The sequence below is a fragment of the Microvirga sp. GN3 genome (genome assembly GCF_055792825.1).
Map to the genome: position 1 here is coordinate 67,254 of NZ_JBVVAK010000021.1, position 16,394 is coordinate 83,647.

Sequence of the window (16,394 nt, forward strand, 5' to 3'; positions counted from 1 at the left end):
GGGAAAGGGGTTCGCCCGGGTGCGTCCCATGCACCTCATTCTCGCATTTGCCGCTCGGCAGGCAATTCCCAATGCCCGCCAGCAAGATCCGGCCGGTCGGTGCCGGCGCCGGGGAATCGCCAAGGGCCGTCCACGGGCATTTCCCGCCGGGGGATCAGGGATTTTCCCAATTGAAAATGCCCGCAGGACGGGCAAACTCCCTGTCATGCGCAGCGATGCCGGCCGGGTGGCGCGACACCCTCGCACGGGAGGTTGCAGGATGGACGATCTTGCGAAGGCATTCCTGCGGACGGGCCGGGTCGGCTTCTGGGCGCAGGTCGGCGTTGGCCTGGTCTCCGTCGCCATGGCCGTCTCCGCCTTCGTCGTGGACCGCAGGACAAGCGTGGGAACGCGCGGCACCCTGGCGCTGGTCCAATACCTCACCGCCGTCAGCCTGCTCGGGTTGGCGTTCACGACGGTCTGGTCCTACCGGTACATCCTGCTTGCGGACCGCATCGCCGATCCGGCACGCTCCCCGCCCATGACCTCGCTCCGGCAGATCGTATGGACGGGCGTCGCGGCGAGCACGGCGAGCCTCGTTCTCTCGATGCTCATCATGCTGTTCGAGGCCGTGCAACTGTTCCTGTACTTCCTCCGTGCGCCGCAGGCCGGCATCAACGTGATCCAGACCACCGGCGGGCCGGCGACATGGGTCTCGGCAGGCGACATCCTCAGCCTGACGGTCGTCATCCTCATGGCGTTCGTCGAGGTTCTCGTGCTGGCACTGGGCCTTTGGCTGCTGTTCGCCACGACAACGGGCCCGGCCGGGGAACCTGCTCCCGAGGAGGTCGATGACGAAGCCTTGTCGGACTGACGCGGACGGACCGGGTCGAACGGATTCCCCAGGTCTGCGGTCCGCTCCGCATCATGCGGTCATCGCGTGCACCCGGGGCACCTCGCGGACGGGTGGCCGTTGCCCCGCAGTTCGATTCGTCGGCCACGAGCCGGGACACGCGCCCATGCCATCAGGAGGGATCCATGTTCGTCGAGGATGTCATGACCACGCCGGTGATCAGCGTCGAGCCATCCGCCACCATCGCCGAAGCCGCAAGGCTCATGCTGGCGGATCGGATCAGCGGCCTTCCGGTCACGACGCGGGACGGCACGCTGGTCGGGATGATCAGCGAAGGCGACCTCTTGCGCCGAGGGGAGCTGGGCACCGAACGCAAGCGGTCCTCATGGCTCGAATTTTTGGTCGGTCCCGTCACGTTGGCCGATGAATACGTCCGGACCCATGGCCGCAAGGTCGAGCAGGTGATGTCGACGGACCCCGTGACGACGCGCCGGGATGCGCCGCTCGAGGAGGTTGTCACGGCGATGGGCCATCACCGGATCAAGCGGCTGCCGGTGCTCGAGAGCGGCAAGGTGGTCGGGATCGTGGCACGCTCCGACGTCCTGCGGGCCCTGGCGCGGACCCTGCCGACGGACGTCCCCGACGCCGTTGCCGACGACCGGATCGCGGAGGCCGTGCTGGCGGGGCTGGGCGAGCAGAAGTGGGGCAGCAAGTTCATCCGGGTGCATGTCGAGAACGGGGTGGTGACCTTGACCGGCGCAATCCTCGATGACCGCGAGGGCCAAGCTGCCAAGGTGGTGGCCGAGAACGTACCGGGGGTGAAGGCGGTGGTTGATCAGATGGCGTGGATCGAGCCGTTCTCGGGAATGGTCGTCCTTCCGGAGGGGAGCGGGACACCCCGGCAAGCCTCGCCGTGAAGGCCAGCGCGGCAGAGGGCGTGAGATCATGGGTCGTGATCACCGAAGGTGCCCCGACGACCGTGATCGGCGCTGGGCGGGGCGGCCGGTCCATTGCGCGCAAGCTCGCGAGGTCCGGAATCCGGCGGAATCCTTTGCCGAAAGCCATCAACTCACGCCCGGGTGGTGGGCGGAGTCCTGGATGATGGCAAGGCAAGGGGCGGAGATACGCTTGTCGGCCCTTCGCAGTCTTCAGGGATCAGGATGGCGGGAATACCGCATCCGTTCAGGTACCGCGCTTGTGTGGTTGGTGGTGTTTGCTGCCGAATGCCGGTCCGTTGCGTACCGCTTCCATCGGTGTCGTACGGCGAAGAATCCGGGTACGATTGTCGACGGAGCCGAGCCTGGCTGTTTGGCTTGTCGACCTCATCGGCATCAGCGCCCGGTTCTGATCCATCCGCACACCTCAAGGATGGTGGAGAGAAACCATGACATCGTCAGTCCAGGACATGGAACGGTCTCCATCGCCAGGATGGCGCTTCAGGGTCGGGATCGGGATCTTCGTGCTGGCCTTCGCCATCTGGCTGCTCGTGCCGCTGGCCACCGGTTTGGGCGCATCGGCCACCCGCATCGCAGCCCTGTCGGGCTTCATCTTCGTCGCGAACAAGGTCCTGCTGGTGCTGTGCGTCGCGGTCATGGGCAGGGCGGGATTCCAGGAGATCAAGGCCATCGCTTTCGGATATGTGACGAGCCTATCCCCTCCCGCGCAGGTCGGTCCGGTGCGTCACGCCATCGGATTGGTGATGTTCTGCCTGCCGCTGGTCGCGGCCATGCTGGCGCCTTACATCGACCTGCTGTGGCCGGACGTCCGGCCCAATGCCTGGCAGTTCGAGGTTCTGGTCGATCTCGTGCTGGTTGCGAGCTTCTTCGTGCTCGGCGGCGATTTCTGGAACAAGCTCCAGGCCCTGTTCGTCCGGACGGCCCGGATCGCCGAGTCAGCATAGGGTCAGACTGAGCCGTTGAGCATGGCCTCATCCGAGACGGTGCCGGGGAACTGAAGGATCCCGCAGCGCCTTCGCTCCGCTGCCGCCAAACGAGCGGCAGGAATCCTGCCGTGCCGCATCAGTTCGACGACCCAGGGATGGTCGAGCCTGAGGGCGGCACCCGCACCATACATGCGATCGATGGATTCGGCGCCGTGCATTTGCAAGGCTTCGACCACGCCGTCGAAAATCAGGCCGCCCCCGATTGCGGAGACAAAGAAACCGACGATGCGCGTCGCCGCGTCGATCCCCATCGGGCCGATTTTCCGCGTGAGCCTCTCGGCATAGGCCAGGCAGATGTAGGTGACGAGCATCGTTGCCACGATCGCCGCCGAAATGGCGATGAAGGAGGGTATTTCCTCGGGACCCTTGATCGTCGCGGACATCCCGATGATCGTGGCAATCGCGCCTGGACCGAACATGAGCGGCATCGCGAGGGGCACGAAGGCGATGTTGGCCTCGGCAACGTCGGTCCCCGAGACGCCCAGATCGTCACCCGACTTCCTGGGCATGAACAGCTCGAACCCGATCCTCATCAGGATGATCCCCCCGACGATCCGCACCATGCTGAGCGGGACACCGAACAGCCGAAGCATGAATGTCCCGAAAACGAGGAAGAAGAAGCACAGCAGCAGCGCGTAGGTACAGGCCTTCAGGGCAACCGCGCGGTGCGTTGCGTCATCCTTGCCGGACAGGAGCTTGAGGTAGACCGGCAGGACCTCGAGCGGATTGATAATGGCCAGCAAGGTCGTGAAGGTCCCGGCGAAGAGAGAAAGCTCCGGTCCCATCCGCGTCTGCCTTTCCGGTGTCGAGGACGACTCGATAGCAAGCAATCGGCTTTTTGCGCAAGGCGACCGCCCTGACACCCTGGAATCCGGCCTATGACGTTCTGGGATACCGACTAGCCATCCCGCGAAATCCGCAGACAAGCGACAGAACTTGATAGCCAGCGCGTGAGGCAACCCTAGACGCTGCTTGTCGAGCGGTGGCTGTTCTCCCAAGGACTTATGTTGGGACCCCGAAGCACATGTTTGGCTTGCGAGGCACTTGGGCGGGCCACGTCGGATCCAAGTGGAGGGGGGACAATAGACGGAGTGCCGCATCACCGAGGTGGGATGGACAGGGCCCGTGCCTTCGTTACCCGCACCCTGAGGCCGACCCATGCAAGCCCTGCCCAGTCAGCCCTGCTCCTCGGGTAGTCTCCCAAGATTCAGCGGCCTGCCGGGTGCGCCGGAACGCACGATGATCGGCGGGGGCGGGTTGGCCAGGGGGAGGAACACCATCTCCCAGTGCGCCTCCCCGGATGACTTGGCTTCCTCGGGCGCATGGGGTTCGTCGGTAGGGCGCGGTTCGGGTTTGTCGGCCAAGGCAATTCTCCTTGAGGCCAATCATCTTGCCCGTGCCGTGCCCGACCCGCAACCGGCTGGGCAACCGACATCGACCTGATCCCGAAAGGGGTAGTGGAAATCGCCTTGACGAGCTTGGCCATGTTGCCTATTTGTTCCGCCATGACCAAGGCTCCCGCACACCTCGCTTGCATCGGATCGCGCACCCCGCGCACCGCCGCCGTGCGCCGGACCCGAATAGCCTTCATACGCTGATTTCCCGAACCCGCCCCTGATCGGTTTAAGGGACGGCTGCTGCCGTCTGCCTTGGGACGAGCGTATCCATGACCCTCAACTTCCCTGCCACCATCGTCGCCGACGATGACCGAAACCTGCTGGCCCGCATCCGCGAAGACGCGTCCGCCGTCTCCTTCGCCCCGCGCGGTACCGTCCGCTGCCGGGGGACACCGCTGTTCCGGAACCAGGCCGCCCGCGATCTCGGCTGCCTGCTCGACGTCGATCCCGACATCGAGTCCTGGAGCTGCCTGCCGATGATCCTGCGCCATCCGGCGGGAACCCACGTGCCCGACTTCGCAGTGGTCCGCTCGACGGGCACCGTCCTCGTCGATGCCGTGCCCTCGAATGAAGCGTCGCCTTCGCCTTGGGCACCGGCAGCGGCCCGCGCCATTGGCTGCGGGTACGGCTGCCATGCCGAGGCCGACCTGCATGACGGCTTCCGGCTCGACAACGCCCGTGACCTCCTGCGCTATGCCTCGTACCGCATCTCGCTGGGCGACCGCGTCCGGCTCCTGACGCTCCTCGATGAACAAGGTCCGATGCCGTTGGCCTCATGCATGCAGGTGATCCGCGACGGGCGCGACGCGATAGGTGTCATCGCCGCCATGGCCCTACGCCGCTACGTCGGGATCGATCTCGACGAGGCCCGCATCGGGCCGGAGACCCGCGTCTCCCGCTTACACGACTGAACCCAACTCTCCCGAAACCGGAACCGGTCGCCGATCCCGCACAGCCGGGATCGCACGCGACGGAGCACACCTATGCCCTTCATCGTCAACAACGGGCCGGCCCCTCACCTCGAGGCGGAGATCCTGCGCCTGCGCAGCCTCCTGACCGCGCTCGACGACATCCGCCGCGGCAAGCATCCCGACCGGGCCACGCTGGCCGCCGCCCCCAAGATCCATGCTTGGAGCGTCATCCAGCGCCCCGACCCTTGCCTGACAGGGGTCATGTTCAACCACCCGGACATCGCCGACGGCAGGCAGAGCATCACCGCGGGTCTCTGGGTGCTGGCACCTGCGCTCGGCTACGCACGCACCGTCACGCGCTTCTATGCCTTGGGAAAGCAGGACCGTTCGATGTCCCGCCCCATCGGCAGCACGCGAGCCTGAAGGAGATGGGACATGGCCAACCGACACATTCTTCCTGACTCGCTCAAGGAACGCACACCCCGTCCCACGGACGTAGGCAGGGTGCTCGCGCGAGGCTTGCTCGTGCGCTCCTTGCGGCGCGCAGACCTGCATCATGCCCTGCGGGGCCATCCCTTTATCGCCGCATTCCTGGTGGCGGACGAGGATGACCGTCAGGTGTTCATGGAGGCAGCCAAGGCCCTGCTTCGGGAGGTGTCCCGGGATACCCTCGGACTGCTCGACACGGACAACGAGATCGTCATGTTCGACGGTACCAGGTTCAAGCGGAGCTCGGATCACGGCTTCCTGCGCGACACCCTCGCGTCCCATCTGCGGTACGTCGCCTTCGCGCCATGCGTCGACGATCTCCCCGGGCTGGTGCGCATGGCGGCAGACGCGATCCTGACACCCGAGGGTTTCGACCGCCGTGCGCTCGCGGGCGCCATCCGGCAGGTTCTCGGACGCTCCCCGGACGAAGCCCTGCTCGACGCTTGCGAGGGCGTCCCGCTGTCCATGCTCGGGTTCATCATCCGGCCGAACCGGAGCCCGCGACAGATCATCGGGCTGCTGCGGTCCATGCAGGCCGGCAGTCGATCAGAGCCTGGAACGGCCGTCGACGAGATGCGGGTCCCCACGTTGGACGACATCCATGGGCTCGGGGAGGCTGCCAAACGGGGGCGCTCCCTGGCGCGGGATCTCGCGGACTACCAGGCGGGCCGCATCCCCTGGTCGGACGTGGACCCGGGCATGCTCGTGAGTGGACCGACGGGCGCGGGCAAGACGACCTTCGCACGCGCGCTGGCGAACACGTGCCTGGTGCCCCTCCATGCGCATTCGCTCGCCCGCTGGCAGGCCAAGGGCCACATGGGCGACCTGCTAAAGGCGATGCGCGCGGCCTTCGACGCCGCCAAGCGCGATGCGCCCTGCATCCTGTTCATCGACGAGCTCGACTCGTTCGGCGACCGCGAGCGACTGTCGGGAAAGAACGAGAACTACGAGCGGGAGGTGATCAACGGGTTCCTCGAGTGCCTCGATGGCATCGGGGGCCGGGAGGGCGTGGTCGTCGTCGGCGCGACGAACCATCCCGACCGGATCGATCCGGCGATCCTGCGGCCCGGCCGCCTGGGCAGGCACGTCGTCATCCCCCTGCCCGACCTGGAGGCGCGCAAGGGCATCCTGCGGCATCACCTGCGCGACGCCCTTCCCGGTGCCGACCTGACGGAGGCCGCGGATCGTCTGGACGGCGCATCCGGTGCCGTGATCGAACAGGTCGTGCGCGATGCGCGGCGACGGGCGCGGACTGAGCGCAGGGAGATGATCCATGATGACCTGCTTGCCGCGCTGCCGAAGCGGGTGAGGCTGACGGACGCGTCCTTCCGCCGGGCGTGCGTTCATGAGGCGGGCCATGCGGTCGTCGGCTGCCTGCTGGCGGACGAAGCCGGTCGGGTTCCCGTCGAGGTGCGCGTGTTCCGCGAGGTCTCGCCGGGGGCGGCCGCCGGACACACCGCCTACCGTCATCGCCTCGGTACCGTGCGCACGCGGTCCGGCTACCTGGCGGAGATCACGGGACTGCTGTCGGGCCTTGCAGCCGAGGAACTCGTATTCGGCTCCCGCGGCGACGGCGGTGGCGGGTCGGACGGGAGCGATCTCCAGCGGGCGACGGTTCTCGCGGCGGGCATGGAGGCGTCTTTCGGGCTGGGCCGGAACCTGGCCTACCTCGCTCCGATGGACGACCGGGCCATCATCGCCGTCCTCGGCCGGGATGCCGCGTTGAGGCGGTCGGTGAACCGCACCCTGGACAAGTGCCTGGAGCGCTCCCGTGCGCTCCTCCTGGCACACCGCCCTGCTCTCGATGGGCTGGCGGGGATGCTCGGCGAACGTGGGAGCGCGGCGCTCGACGACATCGTCGCGTCCATGCGGAACGGGCGGGACCGCACTTCAGCGAGTCCTTCGAAGGGGGATGAAAAAATTCCCGGAACATCGCGAATCAAGCTTGACGGGATGCGGGCGGGTCCTTAAACCGGCCCTCCCATGCGAAGCCTGATGATGACCATATCGCCCATAGGCGAGCGGCTCGACCGCGGTGCTGCGAAGCACGCCTCAGGGGCATGGTTCCCCGGGGCGTAAGCTCCCGGCTCCGCCGTCGCACCTCCTCGCCCATCGGCAGCCTTCCGGCAGGATTCGATCCTTGCCGTGACGGCGCAATTGCGCGAGGACCGGAATGCGGGCGACGCACGCACCTCCCACCTCCTCCGCACCCTGCCCGTCCCGAGCCCCGCTCGTGACGAGTCGGCATGACCCGACCGTCCGCGACTTGCGTTGCGTACGATCCAACCACCCCGGTCCGCTCGTCCCGAGCGGCCACAGCCAGAGGAGGCCACACATGACGACCGCATTCGCTCCCGCCTCCACCCGCGGCCAACTCCGCACTGCCCTGGCGCTCCGCCCGATACGGCTCTGACGCAAGGCAGGCATCCGGCCTGCACCGTCACCCTATCGGGAACACGACAGCTCCCGATCCCACCAGGACCCGGCCGCCGAGGCGTGCCGGAACAAGGAGCGCTGCGCCATGCCCAAGACCATTCCCCCGAACCCTTCCCACATGTCCGGCCATGCGCCGCAGGACATCTGGGATGCCTACCTCATGCAGGAGGGCCTTCCTCCGCACCTGTGCGCCTTCGTGCCGAAGTTCCCCGACTGGATGCGCGGCACGTCCTACGACAGCCAGTCCCTCATCGATGACGAATGGGACGAGTTCCCCGACGTCTCCGCGCTGCTCGCCTGACCTGCCCGAGACGAACGAGCGGAGCTCCATCCATGACCGACCACGACGAGCATGACCACCAGGACGACCATCACGGCCGCGCGTCCCCCGAGGGGCGCGCGGGTGCCGCCGGCGGGGGCCGGCGCATAGCGGGCCGAACCCCGCCGATCCCGTCCCGGCCGCCCCGACGGCAGGGATTCCGGTCACCTGGACGGTCCAGGCGCCCGGCGGGATCGCCACCCCCGATGACGAGGACCTGGCCATTCCCGACCACGTTCCCCAACCCGCATGCCCGACCGCGGCATGCGACGGAGCCCCTTGCCACTGCCTGACCCATGGGTGCGGACCGCAGGCCCGCGCCTTCCGCCGCGACGACACGCACGTCGCGTGCATCCCCCGCACTTCCGCCGATGAGGCGGCACGCTGGCTGGAAGGGAGGGCGCAATGAGTCCTCCCGACAACCGCAACCCGAAGCCCCGGATCGTGGTCCGCCGCAGGCGCGGCGCGGCCGCTCGGCCGGACACCGCTGACCGGAAGGATGCCGGGCCATCCGTCCCGCTTGACCACGGCAAGTCCCGCAGGGCCTCGCACCGCGTCGGCTCGCGGCCGGGCAAGATCAGGACCGGGCACGAGGATCGCTACGTCGGCGAGACACCGATGATGTGCCTCGGCCGGAGGCTCGTCGGCGCGCGCTCGCTGCTCGCGCTGGACTTCCTGACGGTCACCGATGCCTTCACCCGCGACGTCGAGGGGATCCTCGACCAGCTCGATCCCCTGGACGTCACGATCCGCGGAAAGGTGAACGAGTGGAATCCCGATTACCTCGTGTCGCACGCGGACGGGCGACGGGATCTCGTCATGGTCCGCACCGTCGGCTGGCTCGAGGGCCGCGACGGGACCCGGGGGTCGTGGATGCGTGACCTCGTCGATGCGATGGCACGGGCCGCACGGCAGGCCGGCTACGGCTTCCGCCTCGTGACGGAGGAGCAGGTCCGGGTCCAGCCGCGCCTCGACAACGCGAAGATCCTCCGGCGCCACCTCGATCCGCAGCGCCCCCGGCACGAGGACGTCGCCGCCATCGATGCCCTGGCGAGCCTCCCCGACGAGACCTCGGTGCGGGACCTCCAGGACCGCCTCGGAGCCGGGCTGGACGCGTTCCCGCTTGCGCTCCGGCTCGACTGGTACGGGCACATCCGCATGGACCGCAGGACCCGGTTCGGCCGGACGTCCTCCTTCACGAAGACCGGATCTGTCCGGCACCCGCCCTCCCCCCGACACGGAGACCATCGACCATGAACCTCGCCCACGTGCCGGTCCGGATCAGGACCGGGGACACCATCCGCATCGACACCCGTCGCTACCTCGTCGGCCCGCCCGGCGACCAGGTGCGCGTGTTCACCGACAAGCAGTCGGGAACCGAGATGGTCCTGACCGATCATGCGATCCTCCACATGGTCCGCGCGGGCCGCATCACCACCGATGCCGCCTATCGTGCACTGGACTCCAACGTCCTGGCGAACCTCCGGATCGACTGGGGCGCGTTCACGGACATCGAGCGCGAGTCGGCGCTGCGCAAGCACCCGTTTGTGAAGGCCGTCGACGGGCTGCCGCTCCCGTACCGTGACAGGGGCAAGAAGATCCGGTCCCTGATCGACGGCATCATGAAGGATCCCAAGAACGCCCATCGCCTGCCGAAACCTCCCACCGTCCGCAGCGTGCGCACCTGGTACCGGCGTTGGCTCGTCGCCGGACGCGACATCCGCGCCCTCGTCGACAACCACCGCAAGAAGGGCAACCGGACGCCGAGGCTCGAGCCGTGGCAGAAGGAGGAGATCGCCGACGCAATCAACCAGACCTACCGCAACGCGATCGCCGGCTCGAAGGCCGATGCCCAGAAGCGTGCCGAGGATCGCATCCGGATCCGTGCGGCGGACGAGAAACGCCAGGTTCCGTGTCTCGGTGCCAAGAATAAGGTTCTCGGCAAGAACGCCGTGGCGCGGGTCATCGCCGGGATGGAGCTGTACGACCTCACCGTGGTCCGCCATGGCAAGGCCGAAGCCGATTTCCTCATGAAGGCGGTTCGCGCGGGCCCTCAGTGCAGCATGCCGCTGGAGGAGGCTGAGGTCGACCATACCCAGCTCGACCTGATGGTGGTCGACGAGCACGGACGCCTGCTCGGGCGACCGTGGCTCACCGTGATCATCGACCGCCACACGCGGATGATCCTGGGCTTCTCGCTCACCTTCACGCCTCCGTCCTGGGTGAGCGTGATGGAGGCGCTGCGGATAGCCGTCCGTCCCAAGGAGCAGCTCCTTGGGACGGTGGCGGCTGCGGGCGCGGGCGGCTTCCGGTTCACGTGGCCCTGCCAAGGCGTTCCGGACCGACTGTTCTGCGACAACGGACGGGAGTTCCGCTCGGCCTCCATGAAGGCCACGGAAGCTGCCCTCAACATGCAGGTCGTCGACCTGCCCGTCGCCTCGGGATGGCTGAAGGGCCGCGTCGAGAGCTGGTTCAGGAGCCTGAACCGCGGGGTCATCCACAAGGCGCCGGGCACCACGAAGTCCAATCCCCGCGCCCGGAGGAACTACCGCTCGGAGAAGGAGGCCTGCCTCACGATCGCCGACGCCAACTGGGTCGTCGCGAAGTGGATCGTCGACATCTATCACACCGATGTCCATCCCGGGACGGGCGAGAAGCCGCTCAAGCGCTGGGTGCGGGAGATCGCCGAGGTCGGCGAGAAGCCGGCCCCGCCCGAGGAGATTCTCGCACCCCTCACCGGGCGCATCGTCCCGGCGAAGCTGCGCGGGGACGGCATCCGGCACCAAACGCTGCGCTGGAACTCCAACGCCTTTTCGGCGCTGCGCAACCGGCTCGGCGGCAACGCCGACGTCGAGGTCCGCATCGACCCCTTCGACCTCACCACGGCCTACATCCTCGACCCGACGCGCACGGACGACGGCGACGCATGGATCGAGGGCAATCTCGAGTCGAATCCCGATGCGGCGAAGTACACGCTGTACCAGTGGGAGACGCTCAGGAAGAGGACGAACGCGGAGGCGGCTGACGACTTCGACCCTGACGAGGCGCTGGCCCGGGCACGCTCCTCGCAAGAGATCCTTGATTTGTACGATGCCCGCCGGAAGCCCGGCAAGGCGCCGCCGAAGGAGACCGTCCGCTTCGTCGCCGACGGACGCAACGCCTCCGAGCACCTGCGCGGCGAACGGCTCTCCCCCGAGGAGAGCGAGGACGAGCTCGGCTCGCACGACCACCGGGACGGGACACTCAAGTCCCCGGCTCCCGACGAGCGCGGCCCATGGCGCGACCGGACCCCGGCGCTGGAACCGCCGCGCGTGGACCCCGGCATCCCCGTGCGCCGCGTCGATGCCGCGGCGGTGGAGAAGGCCATCCGCGGGGAGGACGACGGACCCGCTCCGGACGATCCGCCCGCACCGCGCAAGCCGATCACGGTCCGGCGGAGGAAGACGCAATGACGGGAGGAACGGATCATATGGAAGGAGACGATCACATGGATGGAGGTCACATGGAGTGGGAACGACGGGCGGCGGAGGAGAGACGCAGGCACGTGGGTGAGTTCATCGGGATCACCGAGACGACGGAAGAGGCGATGGCCGTTTTCCGGCGTTGCTACAGGAGCTGGCATGAGGAGCAGCAGGCAAGCTGCTCCTTCGTGGTCGGCGAGACGGGCGTGGGCAAGACGACGGCCGCAAACGAGTTCCTGGAGGAGGTGCGCGAGGAGTACCTCGGCACCTTCAAGGACGACCACAACCTGCTGCTGGCCGACGCGGCCGAGTACCCGCACACCATGAGCGTGACCTTCGAGCGGCCCGGCCACGGTCTCGTCCGCCCGGTGCTCAAGGTGTTCGTGGGCAAGAAGTCCACCTACAAGCAGCTCTTCGCCGACACGCTTACCGCGATCGGCGTGAGGGTCCCGAAGGGGGCGAGCCTCGGCGAGATGAAGTCGATCGCGCGCCGTCAGATCCAGGAGCAGGGCATCCGCCTGATCATCTTCGACGAGTGCCAGCACATCGCGGAGAGCAACCTGACCCGCGATCCCTACGAGGCCGCCGACGTGTTCAAGGTCCTCATGAAGGAGGCCCGGGTGCAGGTCGCCTGCGTCGGGCTGCCCCACGCGACCGACTTCCTGCTTGAGAACGCCCAGCTCGAGACGCTGAAGGACGAGGAGTTCCGCATGATGCCCTTCCCGCTCGACCTCGACGAGAACAGCGAGCTGTGCATCTTCCTGAAGGCCTACTCCGAGGATCTTCCCTTCGATCGGCCGTCCGGACTCGACGAGCCGGAAACCGCGTTGCGGCTGCATCTTGCGTCCGAGGGCTACGTCGCGACGATCACCAAGTACGTGAGCCTCGCGGCGAAGGAGGCGATCGACCGCGGGGCGGAGTGCGTCACCGTCAAGATCCTCGGCGAGGTCTACCGCCGCAAGACGGGGCTGCCGGACGGGGAGAACCCGTTCCTCATGGGGTTGCCCGATCCCGAAGGATTCAAGGGGCGGAAGGAGGAGCGCCGGAAGGCACGGCTGGCCGAGGCCCGCAAGCGCCGTGCACCCCGGAAGGCCAAGCCCGGCAAGTCCCCGCTGCGGCACCGGGGGGCGTGACGATGGACCGGACACCCCTCCCCCTCTGGTTCCGGCCCGAGCCGGACGAGCCGGCGCACGGCATCCTGCTGCGCCTGGCTGAGCGCAACGGCATCCTCACCTCGTCCCGCGTCCCGGCCCTGACGGGCCTCCGGGTCGCCCGCCTTCGCATCGGCACCGGCGCGGACCGGCTGGCGGCGATTCTGCGGTGCGATCCTGCCGAGTTCATGCGCTCGACCCCGGTCCCGGCCGGCAACGGTCACGTGACGCTCAGGGACGAGCGGCTGAGCGTCCTGCGCGACCTCACCCGTTCCGTCCGGCGCGCCTGCCCGCGATGCGTCGCGGAGTCGGCCCACCATCGGTTCTGGTACGACCTCAGGTTCGTCACCACGTGCCCGGCGCATGCGACGGACCTCGTGGATGCCTGCTCCTGCGGCAGGAAGCTGTCCTGGAGCGACGTCGGGATCGCCAAGTGCCGGCACTGCGAGGACGGCAGCGTCACGGCCGTCGAGGCGGCTCCGGCGGACGGCGATGTCGTGGAGGCCGACCGCTGGGTCCTCGGCCGGCTCGGTGTCGGCTGCCCGGTCCCCGTGCCGGTCTTTGATGCCATGCCGCTGACGGGTGCCCTCGACACGATGGGCCGCATCGGCGCCCTTGATCTCGGCGGCTACCGGGAAAGATGGGCGGAGCCGAAGGATTTCGACGTGCCCGCGTCGCATGTCCGTGCGCGGGGCTTCCGCGTCCTGCGCGACGGCACCCTCGATGCCCTGCTCGACCGGGTCCATGCCGAGTTCCTCTCCTCGGGGTGCCGGAAGCCGGCCGCGATCGGGAGCGCGTACGGCTGGTTCTATCACTGGTTCAACTTCAGGAAGGGCGAGGCCTTCTCCCGGGAGATCGCCGAGATCCTGCTGGCGAACGCGGCGCGCAAGTTCCAGGTCCAGCGCGGCACGTTCCCCGGCATCGCCCGTGACGCGGACGACCCGGTCACCCTGAGCGATGCGGCGCGGCACGTGCGGGCACGTCACGGCACCGTGCGCGTCCTGCTCGAGGCCGAGGACGCCATCCGTCGGGAGAAGCGCAAGGGCAGCCCGGTCGCGGTCAGCCGTGCGACCGCCGCCCGTCTGGCGGAGGACTACAAGAACTCCGTTCCCTTTGCCCGGGTGCAGGAGTTGCTGGGAGTGGGCGGGAAGATCGCCAGGACGCTCGTGAGGAGCGGGACGCTGCCGGTCTGGATCCCGGGCGGCCGCAAGGGCGCGAAGCACCGGTACGTGATCCGCCGCAAGGACCTGGACGGATGGGTGGACGCCCTCGTCGGGGACGTTCCCGACCTCCCGGCACTGCCGCCCGGCTGCGTCACCGTCGCCGAGGCCCCGCTCCGCACCCACATCCCGATCGGGTTCCTGGTCGATGCGATCCGCTCGGGGACGGTGCGCGTCGTCGGCACGCTGCACGGATGCCCGAGGTTCGGCGGCGCCGTGGCGGCGGTTTCGGACATCGAGGCGGCCGTGCCGAAGGAGGTCCGGGCGAGGATGGGCTCGCGCAGGTCGGGGCCGCGCGGCCCATACAGGAATAGACCGAAGGATCCTGGAACCCGATAGCGGGAACCGCCGGTGGCGCACGGTACGCGGCAGGCATGGCGGCCGTGCCTCCCGTGCACCCCGCTCCGCAGGCACCCACAGGACCGGGTCCGGGGATGCACCGCGCCGTGATGATTCCCCGGGACCTTCTGCTTCGAATCCTTTATGCCGGCCGCATCGAACAGGTGACAGGGAGATGAGGTTGGCTATCGCGGCTGTTGCGGCTGGCACGATCGAGGTCGATGGGGAGATCGGCTACTTCCCGATCGTCGATGGGGAGAGATGGGAATCCATCGAAATGGGACCGGAGGGCCTGAGGAAGGTCCTCGGCGACGCCGAATACTACGCAAGCAAGGAATTCTGGGACGATGCCTTCGATCAGGCGTACTGGCAGGCTGCAAGGAAGATGCCGGACCACCACCGCCTCGTCGTGATCCGTCGTGAAGGGGAGCCTGCGGTGTTCACGTGGACCGTCGGACGTCGGCTCCAGAATGGGCGCGGCTATGACACGCCTGACCAGGCAGCCACGGCAGCCATCGAGTCCGCCAGGCCCCCCGTCAGTTCCGCTCCGCGCTGACGGCGCGGTACCGGGCTGCGGCAGCGAGCCGGTCCTGCGATAGGATCGGCCGATCGGAGTGTCGGTCCATTTCGATCTGCTTCCTGGTCCAGGGGTGATCGAGGTTGAGGAGGCTTCCCTCACCGTGAGCGGCCTCGATCTCGAAGGCCCTGGCAGCATCCCGGAGGAAGGACGCGAATCCGAAGAGCACCTCAACGGAGGTGGATGCCACCAGTTGCGGGCCAAATCGCTTGAGATCCGCCCTCAGTACGACGCATGATCCGATGTCGAGGTCGGAGGACATTGTCTCGAGGCTGCATCTCTCCTGTCGCTCTGCTTCGTCATGATCGGCGCCCCTATCGCTCAACGGGAATGACGTCTCTGCCGCCTCTCCACGGGGCAAGGAGCGGTATCGGTCTGCGGCTTGAACATGCGCCAGCGGGATCCCTCCCTCCCTGAAGGACTCATCCCCGACGAGATGCTTCCTGACGGAAGGGTGACTGAGGTCAAGCAGGCTGCCGACTCCATGGACCGCCTCGATCGCGTACGCCTTTGCAGCACCTTCGATGACATCGGCGAGCCTGCGAAGCACGTCCGGACGCTCAGGAACGACCAAGTGCGGGCCGTACGTGCCGAGCCTGCCCTTCAGGACCGCGGTTGAGCCCATGTCGATGGCGTCATGGATGCTGGACAGGATGATCTCGACCATTTCGTCGTCGTCATAGAAGGCAGTGCGCCGCGCGAGTTGAGTCTGGTTCATGCATCCGCCCCACGTGAGATAGCTCTCAGGCTTGCATGACGGATCGCCGGCGCAAGCATCCCGCCATGCTCATGCAATCGAAGCCCCGGACGATTCCGGGGCTTTCTTGTGCCTGCATATGCAACCAGCAGCATGCCTCGCTCGTGCCCGAAGAAAGTGCGACAGTCTTATGGGGTTCAGATCACCGACGGTGACACTTTTATGCGATGTGACGCGTAGACTTATGTGGTTCGCAGAGGGCGAAAACATTGAAGATTTTCCGCTCGCAGGGCGCAGTTATGGGATGGGCATCATTTTCAGGCTATGGACGCTCTTTAGGGTTGGCCAATTTGACCCAATGTGTGTCCGCAAAACTGGCCAGAAGATGCCGCACCCCGATTTGACAAGCGAAAAGGCCGGATTTCCGGCCTTTTCTATGGCGTCAGACGCGCCTGCGATTTGTTCGCCAGTTGGTCAGTGAAAGGTTCGCACCGGATGGCTAAAGCGTTTTTGGTTTCAGTGTAGGACATAGCCGGCGTGCCTGATCCAGCCTTTGGCATCGTTTGCGGTGATGGTGTCGAGGGCTGGTTTGAGTTCGGCTTCCAAGGCTTCGAGAGTGCGTA

The 16,394-nt window shown here is 67.2% G+C and carries 15 protein-coding genes; 12 read left to right on the forward strand and 3 right to left on the reverse strand.

Going from position 1 to position 16,394, the window contains the following annotated elements; translation table 11 throughout:
* The first annotated feature begins 259 nt into the window (after positions 1–259).
* The 3 genes from ACS5Q1_RS12865 (at position 260) to ACS5Q1_RS12875 (ending at position 2,732) form a co-directional block, all read left to right on the forward strand.
* Positions 260–853, forward strand: a complete 594-nt coding sequence (locus tag ACS5Q1_RS12865; protein WP_473098576.1) for a DUF3611 family protein — start codon at positions 260–262, stop codon at positions 851–853.
* A gap of 164 nt (positions 854–1,017) precedes the next feature.
* Positions 1,018–1,749 carry a CBS domain-containing protein gene (locus tag ACS5Q1_RS12870; protein WP_473098577.1) on the forward strand — a complete coding sequence of 244 codons (732 nt, stop codon included), beginning with the start codon at positions 1,018–1,020 and terminating at the stop codon, positions 1,747–1,749.
* 467 nt (positions 1,750–2,216) lie between these two features.
* Entirely contained in the window at positions 2,217–2,732 is a 516-nt protein-coding gene (locus tag ACS5Q1_RS12875; RefSeq protein ID WP_473098578.1) for a transporter suffix domain-containing protein, read from the forward strand.
* A 2-nt stretch (positions 2,733–2,734) separates the two neighbouring features.
* Here the strand turns inward: ACS5Q1_RS12875 and ACS5Q1_RS12880 are convergent, their stop codons facing one another.
* Together ACS5Q1_RS12880 and ACS5Q1_RS12885 are read right to left on the reverse strand one after the other, a co-directional pair.
* A complete protein-coding gene (locus ACS5Q1_RS12880; protein WP_473098579.1) occupies positions 2,735–3,559 on the reverse strand; it encodes a MarC family protein in 825 nt (274 codons plus the stop codon).
* Between the two features lie 390 nt (positions 3,560–3,949).
* A complete protein-coding gene (locus ACS5Q1_RS12885; protein ID WP_473098580.1) occupies positions 3,950–4,138 on the reverse strand; it encodes a hypothetical protein in 189 nt (62 codons plus the stop codon).
* A 302-nt stretch (positions 4,139–4,440) separates the two neighbouring features.
* On the opposite strand from ACS5Q1_RS12885, the gene ACS5Q1_RS12890 reads away from it, so the two are divergent.
* From ACS5Q1_RS12890 to ACS5Q1_RS12930, 9 genes are all read left to right on the forward strand, one after another.
* Positions 4,441–5,082 carry a hypothetical protein gene (locus ACS5Q1_RS12890; protein ID WP_473098581.1) on the forward strand — a complete coding sequence of 214 codons (642 nt, stop codon included), beginning with the start codon at positions 4,441–4,443 and terminating at the stop codon, positions 5,080–5,082.
* 72 nt (positions 5,083–5,154) lie between these two features.
* A complete protein-coding gene (locus ACS5Q1_RS12895) occupies positions 5,155–5,505 on the forward strand; it encodes a hypothetical protein (protein ID WP_473098582.1) in 351 nt (116 codons plus the stop codon).
* A 12-nt stretch (positions 5,506–5,517) separates the two neighbouring features.
* Positions 5,518–7,542 (forward strand): AAA family ATPase, encoded by a 2,025-nt coding sequence (locus tag ACS5Q1_RS12900; protein ID WP_473098583.1) that lies wholly within the window; start codon positions 5,518–5,520, stop codon positions 7,540–7,542.
* Between the two features lie 550 nt (positions 7,543–8,092).
* Positions 8,093–8,308, forward strand: a complete 216-nt coding sequence (locus ACS5Q1_RS12905; protein WP_473098584.1) for a hypothetical protein — start codon at positions 8,093–8,095, stop codon at positions 8,306–8,308.
* A gap of 423 nt (positions 8,309–8,731) precedes the next feature.
* A complete protein-coding gene (locus ACS5Q1_RS12910; protein ID WP_473098585.1) occupies positions 8,732–9,583 on the forward strand; it encodes a hypothetical protein in 852 nt (283 codons plus the stop codon).
* Entirely contained in the window at positions 9,580–11,778 is a 2,199-nt protein-coding gene (locus ACS5Q1_RS12915) for an integrase catalytic domain-containing protein (protein WP_473098586.1), read from the forward strand. The genes ACS5Q1_RS12910 and ACS5Q1_RS12915 overlap by 4 nt, the downstream gene beginning before the upstream one ends.
* A 35-nt stretch (positions 11,779–11,813) precedes the next feature.
* On the forward strand, positions 11,814–12,920 hold the full coding sequence (locus ACS5Q1_RS12920; RefSeq protein ID WP_473098587.1) for a TniB family NTP-binding protein: 1,107 nt from the start codon (positions 11,814–11,816) through the stop codon (positions 12,918–12,920).
* Positions 12,921–12,922: 2 nt separating this feature from the next.
* Positions 12,923–14,497 (forward strand): TniQ family protein, encoded by a 1,575-nt coding sequence (locus ACS5Q1_RS12925; protein ID WP_473098595.1) that lies wholly within the window; start codon positions 12,923–12,925, stop codon positions 14,495–14,497.
* 181 nt (positions 14,498–14,678) lie between these two features.
* Positions 14,679–15,053: a hypothetical protein gene (locus ACS5Q1_RS12930; RefSeq protein WP_473098588.1), complete on the forward strand. Its 375-nt coding sequence runs from the start codon at positions 14,679–14,681 to the stop codon at positions 15,051–15,053.
* On the opposite strand, the gene ACS5Q1_RS12935 is transcribed toward ACS5Q1_RS12930, so the two are convergent.
* The gene (locus tag ACS5Q1_RS12935; RefSeq protein WP_473098589.1) at positions 15,034–15,792 is read right to left on the reverse strand and encodes a hypothetical protein; all 759 of its coding nucleotides are present in this window, start codon (positions 15,790–15,792) and stop codon (positions 15,034–15,036) included. The genes ACS5Q1_RS12930 and ACS5Q1_RS12935 overlap by 20 nt on opposite strands.
* Positions 15,793–16,394: the final 602 nt, after the last annotated feature.